Origin of the sequence: Chromatium okenii (assembly GCF_002958735.1) — a bacterium.
GTDB lineage: Bacteria > Pseudomonadota > Gammaproteobacteria > Chromatiales > Chromatiaceae > Chromatium > Chromatium okenii_A.
Map to the genome: position 1 here is coordinate 205,089 of NZ_PPGH01000034.1, position 26,439 is coordinate 231,527.

At 52.4% G+C, this 26,439-nt stretch carries 19 protein-coding genes and 4 pseudogenes; 12 read left to right on the forward strand and 11 right to left on the reverse strand.

Translation table 11 applies throughout. The features are described 5' to 3' along the window. Positions 1–14 precede the first annotated feature (14 nt). The 4 genes from CXB77_RS07025 (at position 15) to CXB77_RS07040 (ending at position 7,436) form a co-directional block, all read left to right on the forward strand. Positions 15–2,225: a diguanylate cyclase gene (locus CXB77_RS07025; protein WP_105073329.1), complete on the forward strand. Its 2,211-nt coding sequence runs from the start codon at positions 15–17 to the stop codon at positions 2,223–2,225. An 83-nt stretch (positions 2,226–2,308) separates the two neighbouring features. Continuing rightward, the gene (locus CXB77_RS07030; protein WP_105073330.1) at positions 2,309–5,197 is read left to right on the forward strand and encodes a PAS domain-containing protein; all 2,889 of its coding nucleotides are present in this window, start codon (positions 2,309–2,311) and stop codon (positions 5,195–5,197) included. Positions 5,198–5,213: 16 nt separating this feature from the next. Then, complete coding sequence (gene tilS / locus CXB77_RS07035; protein WP_105073331.1) at positions 5,214–6,539, forward strand: tRNA lysidine(34) synthetase TilS; 1,326 nt, start codon at positions 5,214–5,216, stop codon at positions 6,537–6,539. A gap of 39 nt (positions 6,540–6,578) precedes the next feature. Then, positions 6,579–7,436, forward strand: a complete 858-nt coding sequence (locus CXB77_RS07040; protein ID WP_105073332.1) for a hypothetical protein — start codon at positions 6,579–6,581, stop codon at positions 7,434–7,436. Here CXB77_RS07040 and gspD read toward each other — a convergent pair. From gspD to CXB77_RS07090, 10 genes and pseudogenes are all read right to left on the reverse strand, one after another. After that, on the reverse strand, positions 7,433–9,640 hold the full coding sequence (gspD, locus tag CXB77_RS07045; protein ID WP_105073333.1) for a type II secretion system secretin GspD: 2,208 nt from the start codon (positions 9,638–9,640) through the stop codon (positions 7,433–7,435). The genes CXB77_RS07040 and gspD overlap by 4 nt on opposite strands. A 28-nt stretch (positions 9,641–9,668) precedes the next feature. Continuing rightward, positions 9,669–10,280, reverse strand: a complete 612-nt coding sequence (locus CXB77_RS07050) for a hypothetical protein (protein WP_105073334.1) — start codon at positions 10,278–10,280, stop codon at positions 9,669–9,671. Then, positions 10,280–10,888 (reverse strand): type II secretion system protein GspM, encoded by a 609-nt coding sequence (gene gspM, locus CXB77_RS07055; RefSeq protein ID WP_242445523.1) that lies wholly within the window; start codon positions 10,886–10,888, stop codon positions 10,280–10,282. The genes CXB77_RS07050 and gspM overlap by 1 nt, the downstream gene beginning before the upstream one ends. A 62-nt stretch (positions 10,889–10,950) precedes the next feature. Continuing rightward, complete coding sequence (locus tag CXB77_RS07060; RefSeq protein WP_105073336.1) at positions 10,951–11,670, reverse strand: MBL fold metallo-hydrolase; 720 nt, start codon at positions 11,668–11,670, stop codon at positions 10,951–10,953. 92 nt (positions 11,671–11,762) lie between these two features. Further along, positions 11,763–12,050 carry an encapsulin-associated ferritin-like protein gene (locus tag CXB77_RS07065; RefSeq protein ID WP_105073492.1) on the reverse strand — a complete coding sequence of 96 codons (288 nt, stop codon included), beginning with the start codon at positions 12,048–12,050 and terminating at the stop codon, positions 11,763–11,765. 47 nt (positions 12,051–12,097) lie between these two features. Beyond that, positions 12,098–13,432, reverse strand: a complete 1,335-nt coding sequence (locus CXB77_RS07070) for an ABC1 kinase family protein (RefSeq protein ID WP_105073337.1) — start codon at positions 13,430–13,432, stop codon at positions 12,098–12,100. 132 nt (positions 13,433–13,564) lie between these two features. Continuing rightward, positions 13,565–14,212, reverse strand: coding sequence for an outer membrane lipoprotein chaperone LolA (lolA, locus tag CXB77_RS07075; protein ID WP_105073338.1), 648 nt, complete (start codon positions 14,210–14,212; stop codon positions 13,565–13,567). Continuing rightward, on the reverse strand, positions 14,209–14,592 hold the full coding sequence (locus CXB77_RS24540) for a DNA translocase FtsK (protein ID WP_431520712.1): 384 nt from the start codon (positions 14,590–14,592) through the stop codon (positions 14,209–14,211). The genes lolA and CXB77_RS24540 overlap by 4 nt, the downstream gene beginning before the upstream one ends. A 189-nt stretch (positions 14,593–14,781) precedes the next feature. Continuing rightward, positions 14,782–15,893: pseudogene (locus CXB77_RS07085) on the reverse strand (DNA translocase FtsK); the annotation flags it as partial. Continuing rightward, positions 15,851–16,612, reverse strand: a complete 762-nt coding sequence (locus tag CXB77_RS07090) for a DNA translocase FtsK 4TM domain-containing protein (protein WP_105073341.1) — start codon at positions 16,610–16,612, stop codon at positions 15,851–15,853. The pseudogene CXB77_RS07085 and the gene CXB77_RS07090, both read right to left, overlap by 43 nt. Positions 16,613–16,761: 149 nt before the next feature. On the opposite strand from CXB77_RS07090, the pseudogene smc reads away from it, so the two are divergent. The 8 genes and pseudogenes from smc to CXB77_RS07135 all read left to right on the forward strand — a co-directional run bounded on the left by smc (position 16,762) and on the right by CXB77_RS07135 (position 25,588). Then, a pseudogene (gene smc, locus CXB77_RS07095) lies at positions 16,762–20,285 on the forward strand (chromosome segregation protein SMC). A 138-nt stretch (positions 20,286–20,423) separates the two neighbouring features. Continuing rightward, positions 20,424–21,783: pseudogene (nifE, locus tag CXB77_RS07100) on the forward strand (nitrogenase iron-molybdenum cofactor biosynthesis protein NifE). Between the two features lie 45 nt (positions 21,784–21,828). After that, positions 21,829–23,210 (forward strand): annotated as a pseudogene (nifN, locus tag CXB77_RS07105) (nitrogenase iron-molybdenum cofactor biosynthesis protein NifN); the annotation flags it as partial. An 18-nt stretch (positions 23,211–23,228) separates the two neighbouring features. After that, on the forward strand, positions 23,229–23,720 hold the full coding sequence (locus CXB77_RS07110) for a NifB/NifX family molybdenum-iron cluster-binding protein (protein WP_105073342.1): 492 nt from the start codon (positions 23,229–23,231) through the stop codon (positions 23,718–23,720). A gap of 48 nt (positions 23,721–23,768) precedes the next feature. Beyond that, entirely contained in the window at positions 23,769–24,236 is a 468-nt protein-coding gene (locus CXB77_RS07115) for a NifX-associated nitrogen fixation protein (protein WP_105073343.1), read from the forward strand. A gap of 16 nt (positions 24,237–24,252) precedes the next feature. After that, complete coding sequence (locus CXB77_RS07120; RefSeq protein ID WP_105073344.1) at positions 24,253–24,465, forward strand: CCE_0567 family metalloprotein; 213 nt, start codon at positions 24,253–24,255, stop codon at positions 24,463–24,465. A 29-nt stretch (positions 24,466–24,494) separates the two neighbouring features. Further along, a complete protein-coding gene (fdxB, locus tag CXB77_RS07125) occupies positions 24,495–24,797 on the forward strand; it encodes a ferredoxin III, nif-specific (RefSeq protein WP_105073345.1) in 303 nt (100 codons plus the stop codon). A gap of 389 nt (positions 24,798–25,186) precedes the next feature. Beyond that, a complete protein-coding gene (locus CXB77_RS07135) occupies positions 25,187–25,588 on the forward strand; it encodes a RidA family protein (protein ID WP_105073493.1) in 402 nt (133 codons plus the stop codon). 129 nt (positions 25,589–25,717) lie between these two features. On the opposite strand, the gene CXB77_RS07140 is transcribed toward CXB77_RS07135, so the two are convergent. Continuing rightward, the gene (locus CXB77_RS07140; RefSeq protein ID WP_105073347.1) at positions 25,718–26,437 is read right to left on the reverse strand and encodes a lysophospholipid acyltransferase family protein; all 720 of its coding nucleotides are present in this window, start codon (positions 26,435–26,437) and stop codon (positions 25,718–25,720) included. Between the last annotated feature and the right edge of the window lie 2 nt (positions 26,438–26,439).

A 26,439-nucleotide genomic window follows, 5' to 3' on the forward strand; every position in this document is an offset into this window, starting at 1 on the left:
ATAGGAAGGCTCATTTGGATCATGAAGATGCCACTGAGCGCCGCGCAACGCGCCAAGCATTAGAAGATGCTGCTGGACTGTATCGCGCAATTTTTGAGAGTCGGCATTTAATCAAAATTTTAATTGATCCCAATAGCGGACGCATTCTCGACGCGAATCAAGCTGCCGCTGAGTTTTATGGTCAATCTCGCGCCATGTTGCGACAACAATATGCTTGGGATTTTAGCGTTACTCCGCGTGACGTATTGCAGAAATTATTTGCCACGATTAGTACCGAACCAACGGCACTCATCACCACTAAAACTGCGTGGCATCGCCGCGCTAATGGCGAATTGTGTGAAGTAGAAATTCATATTGACCAACTGATTCGCACTCATCAGCATTTGTTATTAGCCACCGTCCTTGATTTGACCGACCGCAAAGCCGCTGAAACGGCGCTGCGCGATAGTGAAGAACGTCACCGTTCTGCATTAGCAGCATTAGCAGAAGGGGTAGCAGTTTATAATTGCGAAGGCACTCTCATTACAAGCAATCCGGCGGCTGCTCGTATTCTGGGTTTATTCCCAACGGAATATCAGGAACGCGCTATTGATGATGGGCAATGGCGAATTATTCGGGCGGATGGTAGCGCCTTTCGCAGCACGGAATGGCCCTCAGTGGTGACGCTGCGAACTGGTATTGTGCAGCGCGATATAGAAATGGGCATTGTAAAACCAGATCACAGCATTACTTGGTTATTGGTGAACAGCGAACCCATTCGTAATATGGAAAGTGGAGCAGTGCAAGCCGTCGCGGTTTCTTTTGCGGATATTACTGAACGCAAACGCAATGAAGCGGCACTTGCGCACAGTGAAGCGCGGTTTCGTATTCTCTTTACCAAGTCAAAAGTGATTAAGCTGTTGATTGATCCTCTTAGCGGAGAAATCGTCGATGCCAATAACGCTGCCAGCGATTATTACGGCTATTCAATTGCGCAACTGCATCGCATGAAAATTTATGACATCAATATACTTTCTCCAGAGCAACTTGCGCGAGAAATGCTGTTAGCACAACAGGAACAGCGGTCAGTGTTTCATTTTCAACATCGCCTCGCTAATGGCGAAGTGCGTGAAGTAGAAGTGCATTCCAGCCCATTACATTTGGAAGATCGTTTATTGCTCCATTCTGTCATTCACGATATTACTGACCGGCGACGGGCGGAAGCAGCATTGCAGTTAAGTTTAGAAGAAATTCAACGCCATGATGCGCAAATGATGGCGCTGAATCGCTTAAATGAATGGCTGATGTCATGCGAGAAACGCAGTGAGGCGTATGCAGTCGTTGAACGCAGCGCTCGCCAACTGTTTGCGGGTTATAACGGCGGATTAGCAATCCGCGATGATCATCAACCCACGCAATTAAATTGTGTCGCTACTTGGGGTGAAAATCATGGATTGCCATCCCAATTTTTATTTGACGATTGTTGGGCAGTGCGGCGCGGTGAATGCCACGCAGTCATTGATGATTCTTCTGTTACGCAGTGTCATCATTTTACGCATTCGCCACCGCGCAGTTATTTTTGTGCATCGCTTAGTGTACGCGGTGAAACGCTCGGTTTATTACATCTCAATACGATGGAAACGCTCACAACCGCGCAGTGTCGTGAATTACAAACTTTATTGATGACGGTGAGTGAAGCAATTAAATTGTCGCTGGCAAATATCCAATTACAGGAACGGCTGCGCGAGCAGGCGATGCGCGACCGCTTGACGGGATTATTTAATCGCCGTTATTTAGATGAAACCTTGCCGCGTGAACTCAATCGCTGCCAGCGACGCGGTGAATCGTTGGCGGTGGCAATGTTGGATGTCGATCATTTCAAACGTTTTAATGATAGTTATGGTCACGATGCGGGAGATGCAGTATTGCAAGCCATCGGTCAATTATTGCGGGATACGGTGCGAGCGAGTGATCTGGCGTGTCGCTATGGCGGCGAAGAATTGACGTTGGTATTGCCGAATACTGATCTTAAAAATGCGCAGAAATGTTTAGAAAAACTGCGCAGTGCGATTATGCAGTTGCGGGTATTGCATCAAGGCGGCGAATTACCGGCGATTACCGTTTCTATTGGTGTCGCTGTGACCAATGAACTGGGCGTTAGCGCAACTGCGTTATTAAAACAAGCGGACGCAGCGTTGTATCGTGCAAAAGAAGGAGGGCGAAATCGGGTGGTGGCTGCGGGATAGCATTAGATTGTATTGCAACTATTTGTCGATGTGTATTGAATAACGGCAATTGTTATTTTTAACTTTGTAGAGCGCATGAAACCATGACTGATTATTTTATAAATCCCGCGCTGCCCGATTTGAATCAATGCGAAGCGGAGCCAATTCAAATCCCCGGTTCTATTCAACCACACGGCGTTTTATTGGCGTTATATGGCGCAACGCTGCGCATTACGCAGGTGTCGGATAATTGCCAAACATGGCTGGGTTTCGCGCCGAGTGCATTATTGGAACAGGAATTGGCGACGGTATTGGGTGAAGCGTTGGCAAATGCGGTGCATTTCGCATTGGTGCGGGATCACGAACAACCCGCTGCGCCAGCAGCATTTCATTGGCAAGCGCCGTCTGGAATACAACTTTTTAATGGACATATTCATCACGCGGATGCGTTGACCATTTTGGAATTAGAACCGGTATTGGCGGATGCGCCGCACCTGCGCGACATTTTGATTCAGGCGGTGCGCGGATTTGAGGCGCTGCAACGACAAGCGGAGTTGCCCGTTCGTCTCCAAACCGCTGCCGCGCTGTTTCGCCAACTCACCGGCTATGACCGCGTGATGATTTATCGCCTCGACGCCGACGATTGGCACGGCGAGGTGCTGGCGGAAGCGCGACGCGCCGATCTTGAGCCGTATCTGGGTTTGCATTTTCCCGCTTCCGACATTCCGGCGCAGGCGCGAGAACTGTATTTGCGCAGCCCCACGCGGGTGATTGTGGATATTGATTACATGGCTTCGCCGCTGGTGCCGGTGTTGAATCCCATCACGGCGCAGCCGCTGGATTTGTCGCTGAGTCAGTTGCGCAGCGTGTCGCCAGTGCATTTGGAATATCTGCGCAATATGGGCGTGCGGGCCACGTTGACGGCATCGCTGTTAAACGACGGGCAACTTTGGGGGTTGATTGCCTGTCATCACACGATGCCGCGCCAGATTTCTGGCGAGTTGCGCGAGATTGTGGCGTGGATGGCGCGAGATTTATCGCATCAAATCATGCTGTTGGAAGAGCGCCAGCGCCAGCGTAAAACGGCACAACTCAAGCACTGCCGCAAGCTGGTGATTGCCGCGATGCGCAACGGGCGACGGTTGACGGAATTGCTGCACGAGCCGGAATTAACCGCGCTGCTGGGCGCAGTTGAAGCGGACGGCGTGGCGGTGATTCAAGACGGTCACGTCAGCACCGGCGGCGTGACGCCAGCGCCCGCACAGATTCTTGAGCTGGTTGCGCGTTTGAGCGCCGAGCCCGGCATCGCGGCAGATCAATTATTTGCCACCGATTGCCTGAGCGCCCATCTGGAAGATGCCAACAATCTGGTTGGTAGCGCCGCTGGCGTGGTGTTGTTGCCATTAGAAGCAACCTTGCCGCTCAAGCTGATGTGGTTTCGTGATGAGCAATTGCGCCATATCACTTGGGGCGGCAATCCAGACAAGGCGATGAATATCGAATCCGATGGGCGCATCAGTCCGCGCCAATCCTTCGCTGCATGGCAGCAGACCGTTGCCCATCACAGTCGGCACTGGAGCGCGGAAGAATTGGAATCCGCCCATAAACTCAGCGCGTTGCTTGATATTGAATCGCGGCGCGTAGCCGAAGATGCGCGGCGGGCGCAGGAAATTCTGCTGAAAGACGTGTTGGATTCGTTGACGGCACAAATTGCTGTGCTTGACCAGCGTGGCGTGATTATTTTGGTCAACGCCAATTGGCAGCGGTTTGCGGATGAAAATGGCGGCGATGTGAACTGCCAGCCCGGTGTCAATTATTTAACGGTCTGCAATCGCGTGATGTCTGGTCAAGACGGCGTGGACGCGCAGGCTGCGTTGCAGGGCATTCAACAGGTGCTGGCGCGGACGCGGGATACTTTCAATTTGATTTATTCCTGTGATTCGCCCACCGAGCAACGCTGGTTTGAAATGCGGGTGCTGCCGCTAAGTGGGGCGCAATTGGGCGCGGTGATTGCGCATGAAGACATCACGACGCAGATGCTGGCGCAACGGGCGTTGCAGGCGAGTGAACAACGCTTGCAGCGCGTGTTGGATGGTGCCAACGATGGATTTTGGGATTGGAATGTCGCTACCGGCGAGCAGCAGATGAATCGGCGCTGGGCGGAAATGCTGGGCTATACGCTGGACGAAATTGCGCCGTCGGTGAAAAGCTGGGAACAGCGCGTGCATCCTGATGATTTGCCAGCCTGTTTGGCGGCAGTGCAGGCGCATTTTTCTGGTGCAACGCCTTATTACCAAAGTGAACATCGCTTGCGCACCAAGGACGGCGGCTGGTGCTGGATTCTGGCGCGGGGACGGGTGACGGCGCGGGATGCCGCTGGACAACCGACATGGATGGCGGGTACGCACACCGACATCTCAGAACGGCGCGTGATAGAAGCACAATTGTGCGTCAGTCTCGCCGTGCTGAAACGTCACGACGCGCAGATGAGCGCCCTCAATCACATGAACGATTTGCTGCTGTCGTGCCTGACTCGTGAAGAGGCATATCCGATTATCGCGCAGGGCGCAGCGGCACTCTTTGCCGACATGTTCGGAACGCTGGCGGTGAGCGGGGAAAGCAACGGGACTGAAGAGGACTTGCGCTGCGTTGCCGTGTGGGGCGATGCCGCAGACTGGTTGCCATCAACTTTTTCGCCGCACGAATGCTGGGCGCTGCGGCGCGGCAAATTGCACGAAGTCTCCGCCGACGGCGATGCGCTGGCCTGTCAGCATTTCCTCGATCAAACGCCGCCAACGTTTTTCTGTGTGCCGCTGACCGTGCGCGGCACGACGCTGGGTTTGCTGCATATCGGCAGTCACACGGCGCTGGATGCCAACCGGTTTCGAGAATTGCGCACCCTCGCCATTGCCGTCAGTGAATCAATCAAGCTGGCGCTGTCCAATTTGCAATTTCAAGAAACGCTGCGCGATTTGCCAAAAGCGCAGAATTAATGCGCCAAAATCGAAAATGAAAACGTTTCATCCAATAGCATTAACCACATTTTTTGCGCCATTCAAAAAAACATCACGCTGTTGGATTGCCTTTAGTGGTGGCTTGGATTCAACCGTATTATTAAATGCTGCCGCAGCAGTGCGCGAACACTTGCCGGGCGCATTACATGCCATTCATCTCGATCACGGATTACATCCCGATTCCGCACAATGGGCAGCGCATTGTCAAACCCATTGCGCAGCGTTATCTATTCCGCTCGTCATTCGTCGTTTGCATTTGCAACCGCGTATTGGTGAAAGTATTGAAGCGGTTGCGCGAGAAGCGCGTTATCGCGCCTTTATCGACGTATTAAATGCCAACGAATGTTTACTGACCGCACATCATCAAGACGATCAAGCAGAAACGCTATTGCTGGCATTATTACGCGGCAGCGGCATAGCGGGTTTAGCCGCAATGCCAGTAGTCACAACATTAGGCGCTGGACAATTGGTGCGACCATTACTGTCAACGCCGCAAGCGCAATTAATTGAATATGCTAAATTGCAGCGATTAACATGGATTGAAGATTCCAGCAATCAATGCACTGCCTTTGATCGCAACTATTTACGGCATCACATTATTCCGCAATTGCTGCAACGTTGGCCAGCCGCAAACACCACGTTATCACGCAGTGCGCATCATTGCGGAGAAGCAGCACAATTGGTTGAACAACTGGCAGCGCAAACTTTGATTCAGCTTGGCGGAAGTCGGCGCGGAACATTGAATATCGCGCAATTGCTGCAATTAGAATTGACGCTGCAACATGCGGTATTGCGATTATGGTTAAAACGCGGCGGTTTTATTGCGCCACAGACACGTTATTTGCAGCGGATTCAGAATGAAGTTTTGACTGCTCGCGCTGATGCGAATCCATTGGTGAAATGGTCTGGCTGCATCGTTCGCCGCTATCGTAATGATTTATTTGCATTGTCGCCATTGCCACCACCGCCAGCGCCGAATGCTGCGCCGATAGCATGGTCAATTGGCGCAGTCCGTTCGACTTTAGAATTGCCGCATGGATTGGGTGAATTAGAATGGCTGCCAGCCGAGCGCATCGAATCGCAAATAGTGCAAATACGCTTTGGCGTAACGGGAATACGTTGTCAGCGCGGCAGCGGACAAACAGGTGAATTAAAACGCTTGTATCAGGCGCAGGGAATTCCAATTTGGTGGCGACCTTATGTGCCGTTGGTATTTAATGGCGAACGCTTAATTGCGCTGGCAGGAATTTGCCAATGCCACGCGCCAGAAATGCGCGGCGGGAAATTCTATTGGAGTTATTACGCGCAGTTGATGCAATAAAAAATGTCCGTATTTCATTCTATTCAGCGAGATTTATTCATGTTTAATAAAGCAATTTACATACTGCCGATTATTGTGGCGTTTACGCATTCCGTGAGTGCGCAATCGGCAAATGAATCGACCACGGGAATGGTGCTGTCGGCAGAAGTCGTGTTGTCGGTGGATACGCCATTGCCGGGTGGAATAATTTTGCCAGCGGGAACGCTTTTGCCTGCGGGAACCGTGTTGCCAGCGGGAACGATTTTGCCGTTATCCACGCCGATTTCCGATGAAGCGCCAGCCGATGAAGATGTTGCTGCCGAGGTTGCTGCCGAAGTGAATGACGCGCCCGAAGCAGCCGCAATTCCGCCGGAATTCAAACCTGCGCCCGTGTCGGAACCAACGTTATCTACCACGCCACAGCGCCCGATGGTGCTGCCCAAAGTGGAGCTGAAATCACACGCCGTGCCTGCGTTAACCGTACCGACTGAATCGGCAGAACTGGAACCCGCAGCTGCGCCTGCGGACGAGCAACCCAGCGCCAGCGATGATGCCGTCGATGCGGTGGGCGATGATGCTGACGCAGCCAAAGGTGTGCCTTATCTCAGTGGCGGAATTGGTACTTCGGAGCGCGAGGAAATGTTGCAGATGAAAGCCAATTACAACCTGCATCTGCTGTTTGCCGAGCAGGGTTCAGGCGCTTATTTGGCGGATATTCGCGTGCGGATTGCCGACATGACGGGGACAACGTTGCTGACGGCGGTGTCCAAAGGACCGTGGTTTTACGCCAAGCTCGTGCCCGGTCAATACCGTTTATCCGTTGATAAAGCGGGTCGGACACAAAGCCGTGATGTTCGTCTTCCGGCGAACGCGGCGCTGCAAGTAGCGTTTTACTGGTCGCTGCCGCTCTCGGATTAAAACTTGGTTTTCAGCCCGCGCACCTTGGCGCGAAAATCCTCGGTCACTGCATCAATGTCTTGATCGGTTGACATCACTTTGGGCGTGAGCACAACCACCAATTCGGTGCGATTCGCGCCCTTGGAACGCTCGCCAAACAACGCGCCAATCACTGGCAGTTGATACAACCCCGGAATTCCCTGCTTGCCGTCGCTCTGCTGATCCTGAATTAAGCCGCCGAGCACCACCGCCTGATTCGACCGCACTGCAACGACGCTGGTGATATTGCGGGTTTGAAAGGTCGGCGAATCCAACGAAGAGCTGTCGGTTTTGGCGACCGTGCTGACTTCCTGCTCAATCTCCATTTGCACCAAACCGCCCGGCGTGACGCGAGGTTTAACCTTGAGCATCACGCCAGTCTTTTTATATTCGATGCTGTTAATCAAGCGCGTGGTGTCGGTTGTTGTGCCCTGCTGCTGCGTCGTCGCCACTGGCACTTCCTGCCCAACTTGAATCGTAGCGGTTTGATTATCCATCACCATGATCGACGGCGATGACAGCACGTTCACCAGATTTTCCCCGGCTAATGCGCTCAATGTCGCTTTGATCGCCGTCGGACTGGATAACACCGTCCAGTTGAAGCCCGGAAACGACATATTGATGCCCTGCTTTTCGCCGTCGAGCAGATTGCCATCCAGCGAAATGTTGCTCTGACCTTTCGCCGCAGTGCCGAACAATTCCCACTGCACACCGTATTGCAGATTGCCCGCCAGCGTGATTTCCACAATCGTCGCTTCCACCAACACTTGCAGCGGCACGATGTCGAGCTGTTTCAGTGCATCCAGAATCTTTTTGAAATCACGCGGATTGGAGCGCACCAGCAGCGAATTATTCACCTCATCGGCGACGATGCTCACGCTGGACGACATCTCAATTTCCCGCGATGAAGCAGCGGCTGGGCGCTCGGCAGAAGAGCTTTTGCTCTCGGTCTCCGCCGTGCTGCCGTCGGTTTTCTTTTTGGAACTGATGCTGGAACGCTGCAAGTTGGGCGCAACGCTGCCAGCGGTTTTATTTTGTTCACGATCATCAGCGTTGCCGAACAATTCTGACAAAATTCCCGCCAACGCCTCAGCGTCGCCGTGTTTCACGCGATACACAAACAGCCGTTCTGACGCATCGCCGCTGGCTTCCGCCAAATCCAGACGTTCAATCCAATTTTTCATTTGTTCGATGTAACGCTCCTGCGGCGAGACCACGAGCAGCGCGTTGGCACTTTCCACCGGCACAAAACGAAATAATCCTTTCAGCGGACTGGTTCCGCCTTCATCGGTTAACAGCGCCTGCAACTGCGTCACCACATCATTGGCTTTCGCAAACTCCAGCACGAAAAAGCCGACCGACAGCCCGGACATCCAATCGACATCGAACACGCGAATCGTCTCCAGCACATTGCCCATTTCCGGGCTGGTGCCAGCGATTACCAGCAAATTGCGCAGCGGATCAACACGAATCATGCTGCCTTCCGGCGCGAGCGGCTGCAAAATGCTGCTCATTTCCTCCGCGCCGATGTAGCGCAACGGCACGATTTGAATGCTGTAACCCGACGGCAGCGAGCGCGAGGAATCGCCGAGTTGCGAGACGACCTTCCCTTGCAGCGCGTTGGTCACGGGAACCACGTCATAGCTGTCACCAGATTGGGCAATCAACGCCGCGTTATTCATGCGCAGCAGCGTTTCCAACGTCGATAACAGATGCTCACGGCGCAGCGGACGACCGGTTTGCAATGACACCGTGCCCTGCACGCCCGGATGCAGCGTGTAATTCACTTTGAGCAAATCGCCGAGCACGACCTTGACCACTTCCCGAATATCCGTCCCATCAAAATTCAGTGTCACATCGCCCGGCGTGGTATCGACTCGCGGCGGCGTGACTTTGCGCAAAAAAGTGCCGCTGCCTTTTTGGAGCGTTGCCGTGGTTTTCGCTGCATCGTCGCGCCCCAGCGCAATGGTTTCGGCACCCAGTCCGCCGCGATCTTTGAACGCATCACGTTTTTGATCCTGCGCCGCACCGATTAAATGCCCTTGCGGACCTTTGCCCGTCACACGCACGGTTGGGTCCCACAATCCGCGTTCACAGCCCGTCAGCGCCAGCAACACGCTTAACAGCATCAGCATTTTCAGGTGGCGACAATTCGCGCCAGCACGAGCAACCATCATCAGTGACATCACGCAGCACAATCCTATTTTCAATAATTTAGCGACCCGGCGCTGGAGGTGGCGACGGCGGACGCGGCAATTGACGCCGCGTCGGAACAGAAGAAGGAGCTGGCGGTCGATGTGCCGTTTTCGGCGGTGCGGGCGCAGCAGGTGGCGGTGGTGATTGACTGTAATCGCGCAGCGTCAGCGAATGTTCCTCGTCGGCGCGTACCAGAATCACTTGATCTTCCGAAATTTTCTGCACCGTCCAGCCGTGCACTTCATCGCCCAGCCGCAACCGCCGCAACGTTGGCTGTGCCGGATCGCGCACCCACGCGGAAATCAGGCTGGGCGTCAGCATCACCGCCGTCAAATCTAACGTATTCAAATCAGCATTCATTTCTGGCGCTGCCGAAGGTTCGGCTGGCGCATCAGGCGGTGGTTCAGGTTTACGGTCGGGACGAAACAGTGGGCGCTCCAGCAACTCAGCATACTGTTCGTGATCTGGCTGCGGTGACATCTGCAACGGCAGCGGTTCATTTGGCACAGGCAGATTCACTTCTGCGCCAGTTGCAACATTGGGCGTGATCAGCGGCGGTGGCCAAGATTGCCATTGCCAGCCCAGCATTGCCGTAAAACCCGCAATCACCAGCGCCAGCGTCCCGCGCATCACGACCGTTTACCCGCCAGCACAAAACCCAAAATATCCAACTGCAACGTCAACTCTCCTGCCGGATTGGTCGGCGGCATCATGCCCTGACGCGGTGCGCGACCAACTGGCCGCACTGGTTCTGCTCGCGCACTGGAACGCACTGAAAGCTGTTCCACAAATAACAGCGGCTGCGCCTGCGCCAGCCGCTCCAACACTTCGCGCAACGTGTTCATTGTGCCCTGAATTTGGGTACGCACCCGCACTTGCGGCGGCGTTTGGTTCTTATCTTCCGGCAACAATTGCGTACTGATTAAACGCCCCTCCGCCGCCGCAACGATTTCCTGCACCTGCGTCTGCAACTGCGCCCCGATCAGCGCCGCAGTCGGTGCTTTGAAATAAAACGCCTCAACGGCCTCGTGATTTTGCGCCTGCGCCAATTCCGCCTTGATCGCCGGCAGCGTCTGCACCAAACGCTGATAACGCATCAATTGCTCGCTGCTAGTCGCAATGCGTTGATCCAACTCAGCAATTTGCGTTATCCACGGCAACACCAGACCTGCGCCCAGCGCCAACACAAGCAGCAGCACCAGCGTCCAGATCGCCGCGCACCGATACCGAATAGACATCTGCATTTTGCGCATCAATTAACCTGTTTTAATATGTATGCGCTGACGCGCCAAATCTTAATTCAACACAATTCAATGGTTCGCCCCACGCCACCCTCAATAAATCCTGCGCCGTATGCCGCACGAAACGCAATACGCGCTGCATCGCCAGTGCAATGCGTCGCTGCGACTTCTGATACACCCAGCGCCTGTAATTGCGCAATTGCGGCAGTAATTTCTGCGTCATGAGAATACATTAAATGAAACCCGCCAATAGCCCAGCGCACTGGCTTATTCACAAAGGCTTGACTCTGTTCCACTAATTGCGCAATGCCCGGATGCGAACAGCCACCGATAATTGCCAGCGATGCGCCAATCTCTAAGATCAACGCTTGTTCTGGCGGATCAGCAGCGAGAATTCCCGTGGAATAAATGCCGTGTGCCAACTCATAAGGTTCATTACCAACGATAATTAAAGTATGGCACAGCCCACGCAAATCGTTAATCAAATGTTTAGAAAAACCCTCGTGAAGCACCAGCGTCACATTGGAATTAAGTTCTAAAATCGAATCCACACCGCCGATGTGATCCCAATGGTTGTGCGATAAAAATATCGTATCTATTTCAATTGGCTCAATGCCCAGCGCCTGCATATTTTTTAATAACACGCGCCCATTGCTGCCGGTATCAAACAAAATTGTGTTCACCGGAGTACGAATCAGCGCCGCGAATCCCCACAACGTTTGCAGTTCGGGCAATCCCGCGTAATTATCAAACAAAATCGTTAGCGTTGCAGTGTCCATAAGAGCGACTCTTTTAATCAAAAAGAAACCGCAAAATTAAATCATTTTGCGGTTAATGGTGTGCGCTGAATATCAATCTTTATTCGCACAACTTAATGGTGCGTGATGTCCTTATCAGTAAATAAATAATCTTTGAGTTCTTTGTTAAAACGCGGATCATTGCGCCGAATCCACTCCAGCAGCATTGCCGCATGTTCTTTTTCTTCATCGCGGTTGTGCGCGAGAATGGCTTTCAATTCCTCGTCTTGGCACGCATCCACGCGCTGATTATACCAATCCACCGCTTCCAATTCTTCCATCAATGAAACGATGGCGCGGTGCATATCGCGGGTAGCAGTAGATAATTCTTCAATCGGTTCGTGATAACCTTCGTTTGCCATTTTGCGTTCTCCAATAATGCGTGTTTCAAAAAACCAGCGTTGTTCATTCAAATAGCTAAACAGGCTTGCGCCATCGTCATTAAATCCACTCGCGCCCGCAGCCGCCGCGATAACATCGCCGAACCCATAAATTTGCGATGTAAAAACATCGTTTCCGCAGCAGGAACGCTGGTGAATACGCCTGAATGTAATAACTCGCGTCCGCGTAAAAAAACCCGTTCAAATAAATCAGATGCACCGAAATCATAATGACCGGGCTGGCGCAATGGTTCTGCCGATAAACACAGCATATCAATCATTGCTTCTACATGTTCATGTGGATCATGTGCGCCCATATAACCAAGCGCCACTGCTGCCGAGCGCATTCCGGCGCGATCATCTTGAATTGATGCACGAAATAAATGCCGATATTGCGCCACTAAATGCGGTTCGACGCGCTGCGTTGCGCCAAAATCCAATAACACAATGCGCCCATTCGCTGCGTCATATAAATAATTGCTGAAATTGGGATCAGTTTGCACCAAAGCAAATTCAAACAATTCGCGCAATGTTAAGCGCATTAACAAGGTTGCAGCGCGATCACGTTCAGCGCGGCGATAATTCGGATTTGCCAGCCGATCTACCGGCACACCTTCAGCAAAATCCATTGCCAAAATGCTCGGTGTCGATAAATCGCGGTGAATAGCGGGAATGAAAAAATCAGGATCATTACCGACTTGTGCCCGATACGCATCCATTGCATCAGCCTCGGCAGCGTAATCGGCTTCGCGGTGCAATTGTCGCCGCGCTTCATCCATATAAGGCGTAATGTCGATGCCCTGCGGCGTCATGCCCAATGTTTTCCCAAAAAACATGAGGTTATCAATGTCGCTGTCAATACTTTCGCGCACGCCGGGAAACTGAATTTTCAATGCCAAATGACGACCGTCGCGGGTTTCGGCGCGATGCACCTGACCAATCGACGCAGCAGCAATTGGTGTAAAATCAAAGCGTTTGAAGCGTTTATTCCAATCCGCGCCGTATTCGCGCTCCAACACTTTGGACAGTTGGCTCAACGGCATCGGCTCGGCGCGATCGCGCAGCGCACTGAGAATTTCGGCCGCTTCCGGCGTCAACATGTCAGTTCCATCCATCGACATCAGTTGTCCCATTTTCATCGCCGCGCCGCGCATCCGCGCCAGCCGATCAGTGAACCGGCGCGTGTGTTCTGGCGAAATCTGTACCCGCGCAGGCTGCGCACTGCCGCGACTGCGGGCGATTTCCAGCAACCCTTTTACGCCGATTCCCGCTGCAAGATCGCCGGTTGCCCGCCCGAGATGCCACAGTCGGCTGAGGCGTTTGCTCGGCACAGCGGAACCACGGTGATTTGAAAAATGAGACATTACGTTGATTTTCCTAGATAAAGTGACAATTATTTCCGCTGGCGCTAACGCAACGGCATAGATCAATACATCACTTTAGTGTGGCATTTGATGAAAAAGTTTCATGGTGCAATTCATCTGTTGCCAATAGCGTTAATCCATTTGCAGGAAATCATCCATTTCATTTTGTTCAATTTTGAATAATTCCGGTTTTAATGTCGTATTGCGCTGCGCCTGACTAAAATTCAAGCGCGTTTCCTGACCAAAGCTGTCTTGCATAATTAAACTATCCAGCGTGTCTTGACCAAATCCCAATTGAATTTTGACGACATCGGTATCCTGATCTTTTGGTGTCAATTCCACCCAATCCCGTCCATCAGTACTTGCAATGGTGTTAATCGTAAAATGCGTGGCAATGGGTTCTCGATTTGCCAATAACAATGCTGGAGTGCCGCGCAGCGCCTCATCTTGGTTTTGATGTGAAACCTGCTGCAAATCAATGTCATGTAAATAAACACGCTTGCCATCTGCAACGATTACCTGTTGTGTTGGGCTATCATATTCCCAGCGGAAACGCCCCGGACGTTGCAAATATAACGTGCCATGCGCTTCTAACATTTGCGTGTGATCGGCATTAAACGTGTATTGTTCAAATTCCGCCGTTAAGGTATTCAAATTTGCCAGATACGCATCAACACGATTGGTATCGGCGGCATTGGCAATTGACATTCCGCCCAGCAGTATTCCGCAATACGCCACGCGCTGAATCAAGGATAAAAACGATAAATACTGCAAGCTCATGGATGATCCTGAATAGATGAAGGCGTTAATACGCGATGGCGAGCATTATTGTCTGCTGGACCAATAATTCCGCGTTGTTCCATTGTGGAAATTATGCGTATTGCCCGCTGATAACTGATTTTGAATTGCCGTTGCAAACTCGGCTGCGAAGCGCGTCCCGCAGTGCGTACATACACCACGGCATCGTCAAACAGCGGATCAAGCTCATCCTCACGTTTTTCCGCTGCCGCTCGCAGCAATGACAATGCGAGCGGTTCTTGATCTTGCCAACTGCCGAGCTGTTGTTGCAGAAAATCCACCACGCGGATGACTTCGTCCTCAGTCACCAGCGCACCGTGCACCCGTTGCGGCACATTGCTGGTCTGCGGGAGATACAGCATATCGCCCAATCCGAGCAGATGTTCTGCGCCGCCCTGTTCGATGATGAGCCGTGAATCGGTGCGCGACGCCAACTGTAACGCGATGCGCGTCGGCAAATTCGCTTTTAATTCATCGGTTAACGCAGTGCTGGCGGGTTGTGCCGTTGCCAAAATGAAATGAATTCCGGCGGCACGTGCTTTTTGCGCGAGATGCGCCAGCACTGCGGCGGTTTGCGCAGTTGCTTCTATTAAATCAACGACTTCCGCAATCACCACGACGATGTACGGCAGCCGCTGCAACGGTGGCGCATCGCTGCTCGGCACAGTGGGATCAAGAATCATCGCGCCAGCCGCTCGCGCTTCTGCAAGGTGCTGGTTATAACCGCTGATATTGCGCACACCCAATTTAATCATCAGCCGATACCGCCGCTCCATTTCATCGACGCACCAGCGCAATGCTCGCGCTGCCTGCTGCGGATCGGTAATCACCGGCGCGAGCAGATGTGGCAATTCGGCATACGCGGCAAAATGCGGCAACCCGTCATCCAGCAACAGCAGCGCACACTTTTCGGACTGGATTTAAATAACAGACTTAACATCATGGCGTTAAGCGCAACGGACTTGCCAGCGCCGATCATGCCCACCAGCAAAATGTTCGGCAGTCGCGCCAAATCAACGACGACCGGCAGTCCAGAGATATTGCTGCCGAGCGCGATGGTCAGCGGTGCGGTCGCTTTTTGATATTCCTGCGTGTCGAGCAGCTCGCGCAAATGAATGTGCTGGCGCTGCTGATTCGGAATTTCAATGCCAATCAGTGCGTTATTAGGTGTCATGTCCACCAGTCGCACGTTGGCAATGGCCAGTGCCTGCACCAAATCTGGTAATAAACGATTGAGTTTATTGGCTCTTACGCTCGGCGGCAGTTGCAGCTCAAATAGCGTGACGACCGGTCCCGGATACACCGCTACCACCCGCACCACCAGACCGAGCGCTGCTAAATGCGTTTCCACTGCGCAGGATAATTCCTCAATTTCCTCCGCCGAATGCTCCACGTTGACCAGAGTCGGGGCAGTTAATAGCTCCAGCGACGGGCGGGCCGAGCGTGGCGCCACAGGGAGCGATTCGACCTCCGGCGCAGCAGATGAAGACGCAGCAGTGGTTGGGGTTTTTTTTTGCGCGGTGTCCGCTGCGGCAGATGGAGTTGGCGCATTGGCTGGTGCGGAAACCGGACAAGGTTTGCCAGCGTCATCAAATGCCGGTTCGGACGGATTGAGCAGTTTCAAAGTTTGCGGCAATCCTGCGGCAATCGGCACTTCAACCACTGGTTGACCGGCGCAGATGCTGGCGCTGCGGTTGGTGGAGCTGGCGCAGCGGAGTCGGGAGCTGCGGCTGGCGCAGCAGCGGCTGGTTGGCGCTTACCGCTGAATATGGATAACGCTGAATTCACCCAGCGCAACACCAAATCACCAAATTTATCGAGCAGATGCAGCAGCGAAATTCCTGAAAAAACAATGATGCTCACCGCCAACGCTCCGGTGAGTAACACATCTGTTCCCGGCGCATTGAATGACGCGAGCATTCGCGTACTCACCAGCATTCCCAAGCCGCCGCCTGCGCCATTGGGCAAGCGCAAGCCGAAAGTGCTGACATGTAGTGATAAATAACCGCAGCCTGCCGCTAAAATCACGACAAAACCGATCCAACGCAGCACCATTAACCACACCCGCAATGCTGGTTCTTCGCCGTGTCCACGAAAGACCGTCCACGCGCTCCACGCCAGCATGAATGGCAATAAATAAGCAAAGAATCCCAGTAGATAAAACGCGACATCGGCAAACCATGCGCCAGCCGGGCCGCCTGCATTGGTGACAAATTGCGTCTCGCCCACATGAGACCAACATGGATCATCAGCGGAATAACTCATCAGTGATAACGCCAAATACACCGCCACACACAAACATGCCCACAGCGCCCCTTCGCGCAGTGCCTGTTCCACATGATCGCTAAATGTCATTTGTCCGTAGCGGGTCGCTTGTGCCATCGAAATCAAGTCCTCGAAAAATGCTGCATCATTCTAATCAGATCGGTATTTTCTCGTGCATTTCGCCGACAACGGTTTCTTGCTGCCACCTGAAAACTGACAACTGAAAACTTTGTTTCAACCGCGTCACTCCTATTCAGGTAATTTTTATGCGCCTCGAAAAAATCCGCTTAGTCGGCTTCAAATCGTTCGTCGATCCGACCACCGTCCACTTTCCCAGCAATCTCTGCGGCGTGGTCGGTCCGAACGGCTGCGGCAAATCCAATTTGATCGACGCAGTGCGCTGGGTGATGGGCGAAAGTTCCGCCCGAATGCTGCGCGGCGACGCGATGAGTGATGTCATTTTCAACGGCAGCAGCACCCGCAAACCGCTGGCGAGCGCCAGCGTCGAATTAGTATTTGATAACAGTGACGGGCGTGCTGGCGGAGCCTATGCCACGATTACGCAGATCGCCGTGAAACGCGAAGTAGCGCGAGATGGACAGGCGGGTTATTTCCTCAACGGGGTGCGGTGTCGGCGGCGCGATATTCAGGATTTATTCCTCGGCACGGGCTTGGGGCCGCGTTCTTACGCGATCATCGAGCAGGGCATGATTGCTCGCATCATCGAAGCGCGACCGGAGGAATTGCGGCTGTTTGTGGAAGAAGCAGCGGGAATTTCTAAATTCAAAGAGCGGCGGCGCGAAACGGAACAGCATCTCAGTCACACCCGCGATAATTTGGCGCGACTCGACGATGTGCGCGATGAAGTGAGCAAGCAATTACAACATCTTGAACGCCAAGCCAGTCACGCCGAGAAATATACCCAATTGCGTCAAGATGAAACGCGGCTGGAATTGGAATTAACTGCGCTGCGCTGGCGCGTCATTGATGAGGATATTCAGCAGCACGAGCGCCAGCTTGTCGCCGCGCACACCGTTGCGGACATCGCGCTTGCCGATCAGCAACGGCTGGAAACTGATCTCATCGCCCAGCGCGAGGCGCAGCAGCTCGCCATTGTCGCTGCCAATGCGGTGCACACGCAGGTTCACGCCCGTAACGCCGAGATCGCGCAGCTTGAACAGGCCATCGCTTTTGCTGGCGACCTGCGCCAGCGGCAGGAAAAAGAATTTATCCAGCTTCAACAAACGCTTGACGACACTGCGGCGCATTTGCACCACGAGGAAACCCGTGCGACTGAACTCGCCGCCGCGCTGGTGAAAGATGAAGCAGCGTGGCAACACGCCGAGCAGCAGGTGCAGGAAGCAGTCGCTGTTGTCACCAGCGCCGAGGTGCAACTCCGCGCTTGGGATAACGATTGGGAAACCTTTGATCGCCGTGCCGCGCAGCCCGCTGCGCAAGCGCAATCCGAACGGACTCAACTGACTGCGTTGGAACAACGGCTGGTGCGCGATCAAGAGCGTTTACAACGACTTGCCACTGAACGAACCCGCCTGCAAGCCGAAGATATCAGTGCGCAACTGGCAGAATTGCGCACCGAAACGGCCGATGAAGACGCCCAGCGGGATGCGCTAGAACTGGCGTATCAACGGCATTGCGATGATTTGGCGCAGCACGACGCCGCGTTGCAGCAACAACTGCAATCCCTTGACCATTTACGCAGCGGATTACAGGAATCGAAAGGGCGCTTGGCCGCACTCACGGCGTTACAGGATGCAGCGCTGGCGGCACAAGACCGTGAACGCAACGATTGGCTGGCGCTGCATGGACTGACAAAAGCACCGCTGTTAATTCATCACTTGCAGGTGAATGAAAATTGGGCGCTGGCAGCGGAAACGGCGCTCGGCGAGGCGCTGCGGGCGGTCGCCGTCACCGATTTGGCGCGATACGGCAAGTTGAATGCGGACTTGCCGCCGGGTCTGGTGCTGATTGACACCAGCGCCAGCGAGGTTGCATCTGCACCTGTTGCTGATGCCTTGATTGCACAGATGCAGAGCAATTGGCCGCTGGAGCAATTGTTGGGAGCGGTGCGCGTTGCGAACAATCTGACCGAGGCACTGCAACGCCGCTCGCAATTGGCAGACGGGGAACGCTTCATCACCCGTGATGGAGTGCAAGTAGGACGCAATTGGTTGGCGACACCCGTCGCTGCGATTGGGCGCGGCGCGTTGGAGCGGGTGGAAGCCATTGAAACGCTGCGGCAAATGATCGCCGACGGCATGAAATGGGAAACCGCGTTAAATACCGAAATCGCTGAATTGCGGCGGGGTCGCGCTGCGGCAGATCAAGCGCGAGTGGCGATGGAACAACAGCGCATCGTACTGGCGCAGGAGCTGGCGCAGCGGCGGGCGCAACTGAGCAGTTTGTCAATTCGGTACACGCATCAGCAGGAACGGTTGCAAGTGCTGGCGACTGACTGGGCAGAACTGGAGCAGCAAATCGCGGAGGTTCGCGCTGAAATAGAGGAGAGCCGCGAGCAGTTGTATGACCTATTGGATGTGGTAGACACGCTCGCCGAGCGCCGCGCTGCCTTGCTGGCGGAGCGCGATCAACGGCGCGAGGAGCTGGCTCAGGCGCGGGCGCATGAGCAGCAATGCCGCGAGCACAGTCAAACGTTGCGGGTGCAAATTGAAGCCAATCGCGCTGCGCAGCTCGCCACAATGCTCAGTGTGCGTCGCGCCGAGGAACAGCAGGCGCAACATCGTGAACGCTGCGCTGCGTTGGAATTGGCGCTGGCACATGATCTGGAGCCGCTCGCCGCGCAGCGCGAATTGCTGGAACAGCAGCGGCAATCACAGGTGACATTGGCGCAATCGCTGGCTGCGGCTTGTCAACACCGCGATGAATTGGATGCCGCAGTGCGGGCGTTGGAGCAAGAACGGCAGCGGCTGGCGCAGGCAGTGGTGTTGAATCAGCAGCAGTTGGAAACCTTGCGGCTGGCGCAGCAGGAACGATTGGTGCGAGCGCAAACGCTGGAGGAACAACTGACCGCATTGGGCGCAACGGCTGTCGCAGTGTTGGCGGCATTGGATCCAACGACCGTTGATAGTGCGGATGCTGAGGCAGATGACGAAACGCGCTGGCGCGAGGCGTTGGCGCGAGTGCGGGCGCGAATGCAGCGGCTGGGCGCGATCAATCTCGCGGCAATTGATGAATTCAAAGAACTTGCCACGCGCAAAGCGTATTTAGACGCGCAACATGCTGATATTACTGGCGCATTGGAGGCGTTGGAGCAAGCGATCCGCAAAATTGATCGAGAAACACGCAGCCGTTTCAAAGAGACCTTTGAGCGGGTCAATCAGGAATTTCAACAGCTTTTCCCTAAATTGTTCGGTGGCGGTTTGGCGTATTTGGAACTGACTGAATCAGATGTGCTGGAGGCTGGAGTGCGGGTGATGGCGCGACCACCGGGCAAACGCAATGCGACGATTCATCTGCTGTCGGGAGGCGAAAAGCGTTGACTGCGGTGGCGCTGGTGTTTGCGATTTTCCAGTTGAATCCCGCGCCGTTTTGTCTGCTCGATGAAGTGGACGCGCCGTTAGATGATGCCAACGTGGTGCGTTTTTGTGAGTTGATACAATCGCTTGCACATCAGGTGCAGTTTATTTTTATCAGTCACAACAAGGTCACGATGGAAAGCGCCGACCATCTGCTCGGTGTCACCATGCACGAGCCGGGCGTGTCGCGGCTGGTCGCAGTGGACGTGGCAGCGGCGGTGGCGCTGTGCGATTAAACGCGGCGACTGCGGCATTTTGTTGGAAAACGCACAAGCTCCGCTGCAATTTTTCCTAAGTAAAACAACACTCAAAATTCGGCATGAAATCTGCTTTATCAATCGCAATGCTGTTTAACGCGATTTAAGAGTTTTTCGATGAAGCAGAAAGACATCGCCGCGCTGCTCGACGAACCAGCCTGCGCCCACAATCAAAAAGCCAAATCCGGCTGCGCTAAATCCAAACCCGGCGCGACCGCTGGCGGTTGCACTTTTGACGGCGCTCAAATCGCCATGCTGCCGATTGGCGATGTCGCCACATCGTGCACGGCTCCATCGCCTGCGCGGGCAATTCGTGGGACAACCGAGGCACACGCTCCACTGGTTCGACGCTCTATAAAATCGGCATGACCACCGATTTAACTGAGCAAGACATCATTATGGGACGCAGTGAAAAGCGGCTCTTTCATTCGATTAAACAGGCAATTGATAGTTATCAACCTGCTGCTGTATTTGTGTATAACACCTGCGTTCCGGCATTAACTGGCGATGATCTTGAAGCAGTCTGTAAAGATGCACAAATGCGCTGGGGAACTCCGGTTGTTCCAATAGATGCTGCCGGATTTTATGGCGCAAAAAATCTCGGCAGTCGCATTGCTGGTGAAGCAATGGTGAAATACGTCTGCGGCACACGAGAACCGGATGAATTGCCAGCCGGAATTGAACGCGATGATTTCAAAATTCACGATATTTGTTTAATTGGTGAATACAACATTGCCGGTGAATTGTGGCGCGTGTTGCCGCTATTCGATGAACTCGGATTGCGCGTATTGTGCACATTATCCGGCGACGGTCGTTTCCGTGAGGTGCAAACCATGCACCGCTCGGAAGTCAATATGATGGTGTGCTCCAGAGCACTGGTAAACGTCGCTCGCAAATTGGAAGATGCCTATGGAACTCCTTGGTTTGAAGGCAGTTTTTATGGTGTTCGTGACGTGTCGCAGGCGCTGCGCGATTTCGCTCGTATCATCGCTGATCCTGATTTAACTGCTCGCGTCGAAGCAGTGATTGCCCGTGAAGAAGCGTGTGCTAATGCGGCGCTGGCTCCGTGGCGGCAGCGATTACAGGGGCGAAAAGTATTGTTGTATACCGGCGGTGTCAAATCGTGGTCAGTCATTTCAGCATTGCAAGATTTAGGAATGACTGTGGTCGCAACGGGCACACGCAAATCAACTGAAGACGATAAAGCGCGTATTCGTGAATTGATGGGCGAAGACGCGGTCATGCTCGATGAAGGCAATCCACGCAATTTAATTGATATGGTGAATGCGCAGGGCGTTGATGTTTAATTGCTGGCGGGCGCAATTTATACACCGCATTAAAAGCGCGGATTCCGTTTTTGGACATCAATCAAGAACGCGAATTCGCTTATGCCGGTTATGCCGGAATGGAAGAGCTGGCAAAACAACTGTGTGTGACCATTGAAAGCCCGATTTGGAGCGCAGTGAAATCCCCCTAGCCCCCTTTTGCAAAGGGGTGAATTGACCGTATTCCCTGAAATCCTAAACGAAAAAAAGCCTTATCCGTCAGTCCATTAAAAGCCAGTTCGAGCGTTGGCGCGGCGCTGGCGTTTCTCGGTTTTAATCGCGCCATTCCGATGTTGCACGGCGCACAAGGCTGTAGTGCCTTCGGTAAGATATTGTTTGTGCGGCATTTCCGCGAACCGATCCCGCTGCAAACGACGGCGGTCGATCAAATCAGCGCGGTCATGGGCAGTGAAGCGCAGGTTGTTGAAGGACTGAAAACCCTGTCTGAAAAGCACCATCCGGCGCTGATTGGCGTACCAACGACCGGTTTAGTGGAAGCGCAGGGCGCAGATATTCACATGGCGGTGCGCGTATTTCGTCAAACATATCCGCAATTTAGCGCGATTCCGGTCGTGCCAGTGGTCGCACCAGATTTCACCGGTTCGCTGGAAACCGGCTTTGCCAAGGCGGTGAGCGCCATTATTGAAACGTTGGTGCCAACAGCAGCAGAAGCAGGAACGCGCCCGGTCGTCGTCGCCGTCAAATCAATGTGTTAGCGGGATCGTTCCTCACACCCGGCGATCTTGAACATCTTAAAGATTTAATTGAATTATTCGGCTTGCGTCCGGTTGTTTTACCCGATTTATCCGATTCACTTGATGGTCATTTGCCCGAAGCTGATTACAGTCCGCTATCTATTGGCGGCGCATTGGTGGATGAATTGGCAACGCTCGGTGATGCACTGGCAACTATTGTGATTGGCAATTCAATGAACATCGCCGCTGATCTATTACATGAGCGCACTGGTGTTCCCGATTATCGTTTTGCGCATTTAATGGGTTTAGCCGCAGTTGATGCGCTGGTTTTAACCTTAACTGAATTGGCTGCCGTACCCGTGCCAGCGAAAATTGAACGCCAACGCGCTCAACTTCAGGATGCCATGTTGGATTCACATTTCATGCTGGGCATGACGCGCTTTGCAATTGCGGCTGATCCCGATTTATTAATTGGTTTAACGCAAATGCTGGCTGGCGTTGGTGCGGAAACGGTGGCAGCAGTGAGTCCAATCAATTCACCTGCATTGAACACTGCTGCTTGCAAACAGATACAAATTGGTGATTTGGAAGATTTGGAATTATCCGCTCGCGCCCATCATGCTGAAGTATTAATTACCAATTCACATGGCGTTCATACTGGAAAACGGCTGGGTATTCCGCTATTGCGTGCAGGATTTCCGCAATACGATTTAGTCGGCGGTTTTCAACGCACTTGGATCGGTTATTCCGGCACTCGCGCAACCTTATTCGATTTAGCCAATATCGTATTGACGTTAGAAAAAGGTGAAATTCATCCGTATCGTTCGCGGCTAAAACAAGGGTCTGTTGCTGAAAGTGAGGCGGCAATTCCACACGCTGCGTAATTCATTCGGAGCGAAAAAATGACCGTAGCACGACGACTCAAGTTTGTGAATTGTGATCGTAATGAGAAAACACGCATGACCACCATGATTAAAGTTGCATTTGCAACAACGGATCGCAAACATATTGATCAGCATTTTGGGACTGCTGAATGCTTGGCAATTTATCAAATTGATGCCGAGCAATTCAATTTGCTTGAAGTAGTGCAATTCGGGCAACTGGATCAAGATGGGAATGAAAATAAATTAGCGGTCAAGATTGAGGCACTAACCGGTTGTGTTGCAGTGTATTGTCAAGCAATTGGCGCCTCCGCAGTGAATCAATTACGCCCCAAAGGAATTCAACCCATTAAAGTTCCTGCGGGAACATCGTTGCAGCAAACAATTCGTGCTTTACAACTCGAATTGCGTGATGGGCTAAGTGCTTGGCTGGCTCGCGCCATTGAACACCAACAGCAACCAGATCGTGATAAACGATTTGATGCGATGGAAGAAGAAGGCTGGTGTGAATAAACAACGCTTGAATGACTGATAACTTTTTAATCACCAAGGTATTCAACGATGAGTGATGCGCAAACTGTAGACACTGATGGACTTTTGAATTCTCAATTCGTAGTTGAAATGGTGCGCCAAATGCGTGCGATTGATTCTTACGGCAGTTATGACAAGCTCTCTACAGTGGAAATTTTAGAGCCGTTCATTCTGACTCCGGAGAAGAAACGGGACATTCCAATTATTGGCGATCCCGATGAATTGGTCATGGCGCGTATTCGCGTTTTTTATAATGCACTATCGGCAATGATTGAAGCAGAATGTGGTTTAACTGCCGTGCCATTGGTTAATCTTACGCATGAAGGTTTTGGTCGGGTATTGATTACGGTTGGGAAATTAGTGGTGATGGATCGCACTTTGCGCGACGTGCATCGCTTTGGTTTTCCTAGCATTTCTAAGATGAAAGACGAGGGCGATAAAATTTTATCGGTCGCATTGGAATTGATTGGCAACTATTCCAAGGTTGCTGGACTTTAAATGAGACGCAGCGCAGATGACTCCAGAAGAACGCCAAGCACTTGAAAAAGCAGTGAGTAAAGCGAAACGAATCGCCAACGAACGCGCCAGCGCGTTGCATGATTTGGTGGAGGAGCGTCTGCCGGCGGCTTATGAGGAAATCCCCGTCATTGCGCAGGCGACTTATGATGCCTGTCGCGCTTGGGCGGAGGTCAGCGCCAAACTCAAGGCTGCTGAAATAGACAATTAAATCATGCTATTAAACGTTGGAGATCAGGCATGTCGATAGTTACAGGTGTCACGCGAGGCGGAAAAGAATGGACGCCTGCATTTGTTACAAAAATCAATCAAAACAACTGCATCGGCTGTGGGCGTTGCTACAAAGTGTGTCCGCGTGATGTGTTCGAGCTGATCGACCGCGATGATCTCGATCTTGATGACATCGAAGATGACGATGATTTCGATGATGAAGCGCCGGGTATGGTGATGAATTTGAAGGATTTATTAGATTGTATTGGCTGTCAGGCGTGCTCGCGGGTGTGTCCGAAAAACTGCTTGTCGCACCAACCACAACCTGCTTAAAATTTCCCGAGTCCCCTTTTTTAAAGGGGACTCGTAACAGTTAGTCATAATCAGTAGGATAGAGTTGTAAACTTTACTTATTTGGCAGTGGTCTCATCAATAGGGCGAAATTTCTTAATCATTTTAAAGGATAAAAATCTGTACAACCCTATTAATGAAACCACTGCCTTTAATTTTGTTCTATTGATCGTGGCACTACCGCTGGAACAAAGTAAAAAGTTTGCAGCACATCCTAACTCACTCCTTTTGGCAAAGGCAAAAGGACGGCAGAAGTTGATGAAAAATTATGAAGTACTCCGATATTTTTTATTGAGCATACTGAGTAATATTCAAGAAAAAAGTATCAACTATTCATACCTGTAAACAAACAAGACTGATTGGAAGTGAATGTGAATAAAACAGATACAGTTGGACAACCAATTCACAGCGATCTAGCACCGCAAGCCATTGGCATCTATTCGCAAGCAATTCAGGCTGGCACAACGGTTTATCTCTCTGGGCAGATTCCGCTCGCGCCGACCACGATGGAATTGATTGACGGTGATATGACGGCGCAGATTCGGCAGGTGTTTGAGAATCTGCAAGCAGTCGCTCATGCCGCTGGCGGTTCGCTGGCTGATGTAGTGAAACTCAATGTTTTTCTAACGGATTTGAGTCACTTTCCGCTGGTTAATCAGGAGATGCTCAACTACTTCACCGCACCTTATCCAGCACGAGCGGTGATTGGCGTAGCGGCACTTCCTCGCGGCGCGGCAGTGGAAATGGATGCAGTGCTGGTGCTGGGCTCGTAACTGTTGACGGTAGTAGGCTAGTGGTTCTATTAATAGGGCTGTATAGATTTTTATCCTTGAGTTAAAAGGAACTAATATTTCGCCCTATTGATGAAACCACTACCCGAGAATGAAATTCATAGAGATGTTTTACGCCCTAGGCAGTCCCGCCACTGTCGTTTCAATCCATTCTTCAACTTCAGCGTTTAATTCCGCAGCTTTACGTCCTTTGCTATCAACCAATTGACCAATGACTAAATCAATTGTCCCCGGTCGTTTAATAAAGCTGCGGCGACCCCAAAAATAACCTGCATTGTGTGCCATTGGCAGCACTGGATAACCGCTGCGTTCTGCTAATAATGCGCCGCCAATCGCGTAAGGACGCCGCGTATTCGGTGCAACTCGTGTTCCTTCTGGAAATACAATGACCCAGCGCCCAGCGTCTAAACGTTGTTGTCCATCGTGAATAACTTGCATGACTGCTCGTCGTCCGGCGCGGCGATCAATCGCAATTGGTTGTAGTTGGCGCATTGCCCATCCAAAAAATGGCACTCCCATCAATTCTTGTTTGAGCACCCAACTTTGTTCTGACGGCAATAATGCGCGTATTGCCACTGTTTCCCAAGTGGATTGGTGTTTTGCCAATACAATTACATTGGTTTTTGGTAAGTTTTCCAATCCTTGAATGCGATAGTCAAGCTGGCAAATGATGCGCAGCGCCCGCAGATTAAAGCGCCCCCACGTATTCGCTAACCGCGATGCAGCAGGTGATTTCCGATTTGTACCTGCTGCGATCACAATCGCGCAGGAAAATAGGAAGGTTGAACTCAGAAAAACGATTTGATAAAGCAATGAACGCAATAAAAGCATGG

Coding starts and splice junctions, on each gene's coding strand:
- gspD (WP_105073333.1), bottom strand. CDS start 9,640: ATGTCACTGATGATGGTTGCTCGTGCTGGCGCGAATTGTCGCCACCTG.
- CXB77_RS07115 (WP_105073343.1), top strand. CDS start 23,769: ATGAGTGATGCGCAAACTGTAGACACTGATGGACTTTTGAATTCTCAA.
- gspM (WP_242445523.1), bottom strand. CDS start 10,888: ATGTCTATTCGGTATCGGTGCGCGGCGATCTGGACGCTGGTGCTGCTG.
- CXB77_RS07120 (WP_105073344.1), top strand. CDS start 24,253: ATGACTCCAGAAGAACGCCAAGCACTTGAAAAAGCAGTGAGTAAAGCG.
- CXB77_RS07060 (WP_105073336.1), bottom strand. CDS start 11,670: ATGGACACTGCAACGCTAACGATTTTGTTTGATAATTACGCGGGATTG.
- CXB77_RS07110 (WP_105073342.1), top strand. CDS start 23,229: ATGACCGTAGCACGACGACTCAAGTTTGTGAATTGTGATCGTAATGAG.
- CXB77_RS07070 (WP_105073337.1), bottom strand. CDS start 13,432: ATGTCTCATTTTTCAAATCACCGTGGTTCCGCTGTGCCGAGCAAACGC.
- CXB77_RS07140 (WP_105073347.1), bottom strand. CDS start 26,437: ATGCTTTTATTGCGTTCATTGCTTTATCAAATCGTTTTTCTGAGTTCA.
- CXB77_RS07040 (WP_105073332.1), top strand. CDS start 6,579: ATGTTTAATAAAGCAATTTACATACTGCCGATTATTGTGGCGTTTACG.
- CXB77_RS07050 (WP_105073334.1), bottom strand. CDS start 10,280: ATGCGCGGGACGCTGGCGCTGGTGATTGCGGGTTTTACGGCAATGCTG.
- CXB77_RS07030 (WP_105073330.1), top strand. CDS start 2,309: ATGACTGATTATTTTATAAATCCCGCGCTGCCCGATTTGAATCAATGC.
- CXB77_RS24540 (WP_431520712.1), bottom strand. CDS start 14,592: ATGCTGTATCTCCCGCAGACCAGCAATGTGCCGCAACGGGTGCACGGT.
- CXB77_RS07090 (WP_105073341.1), bottom strand. CDS start 16,612: ATGGCACAAGCGACCCGCTACGGACAAATGACATTTAGCGATCATGTG.
- lolA (WP_105073338.1), bottom strand. CDS start 14,212: ATGAGCTTGCAGTATTTATCGTTTTTATCCTTGATTCAGCGCGTGGCG.
- tilS (WP_105073331.1), top strand. CDS start 5,214: ATGAAAACGTTTCATCCAATAGCATTAACCACATTTTTTGCGCCATTC.
- CXB77_RS07065 (WP_105073492.1), bottom strand. CDS start 12,050: ATGGCAAACGAAGGTTATCACGAACCGATTGAAGAATTATCTACTGCT.
- fdxB (WP_105073345.1), top strand. CDS start 24,495: ATGTCGATAGTTACAGGTGTCACGCGAGGCGGAAAAGAATGGACGCCT.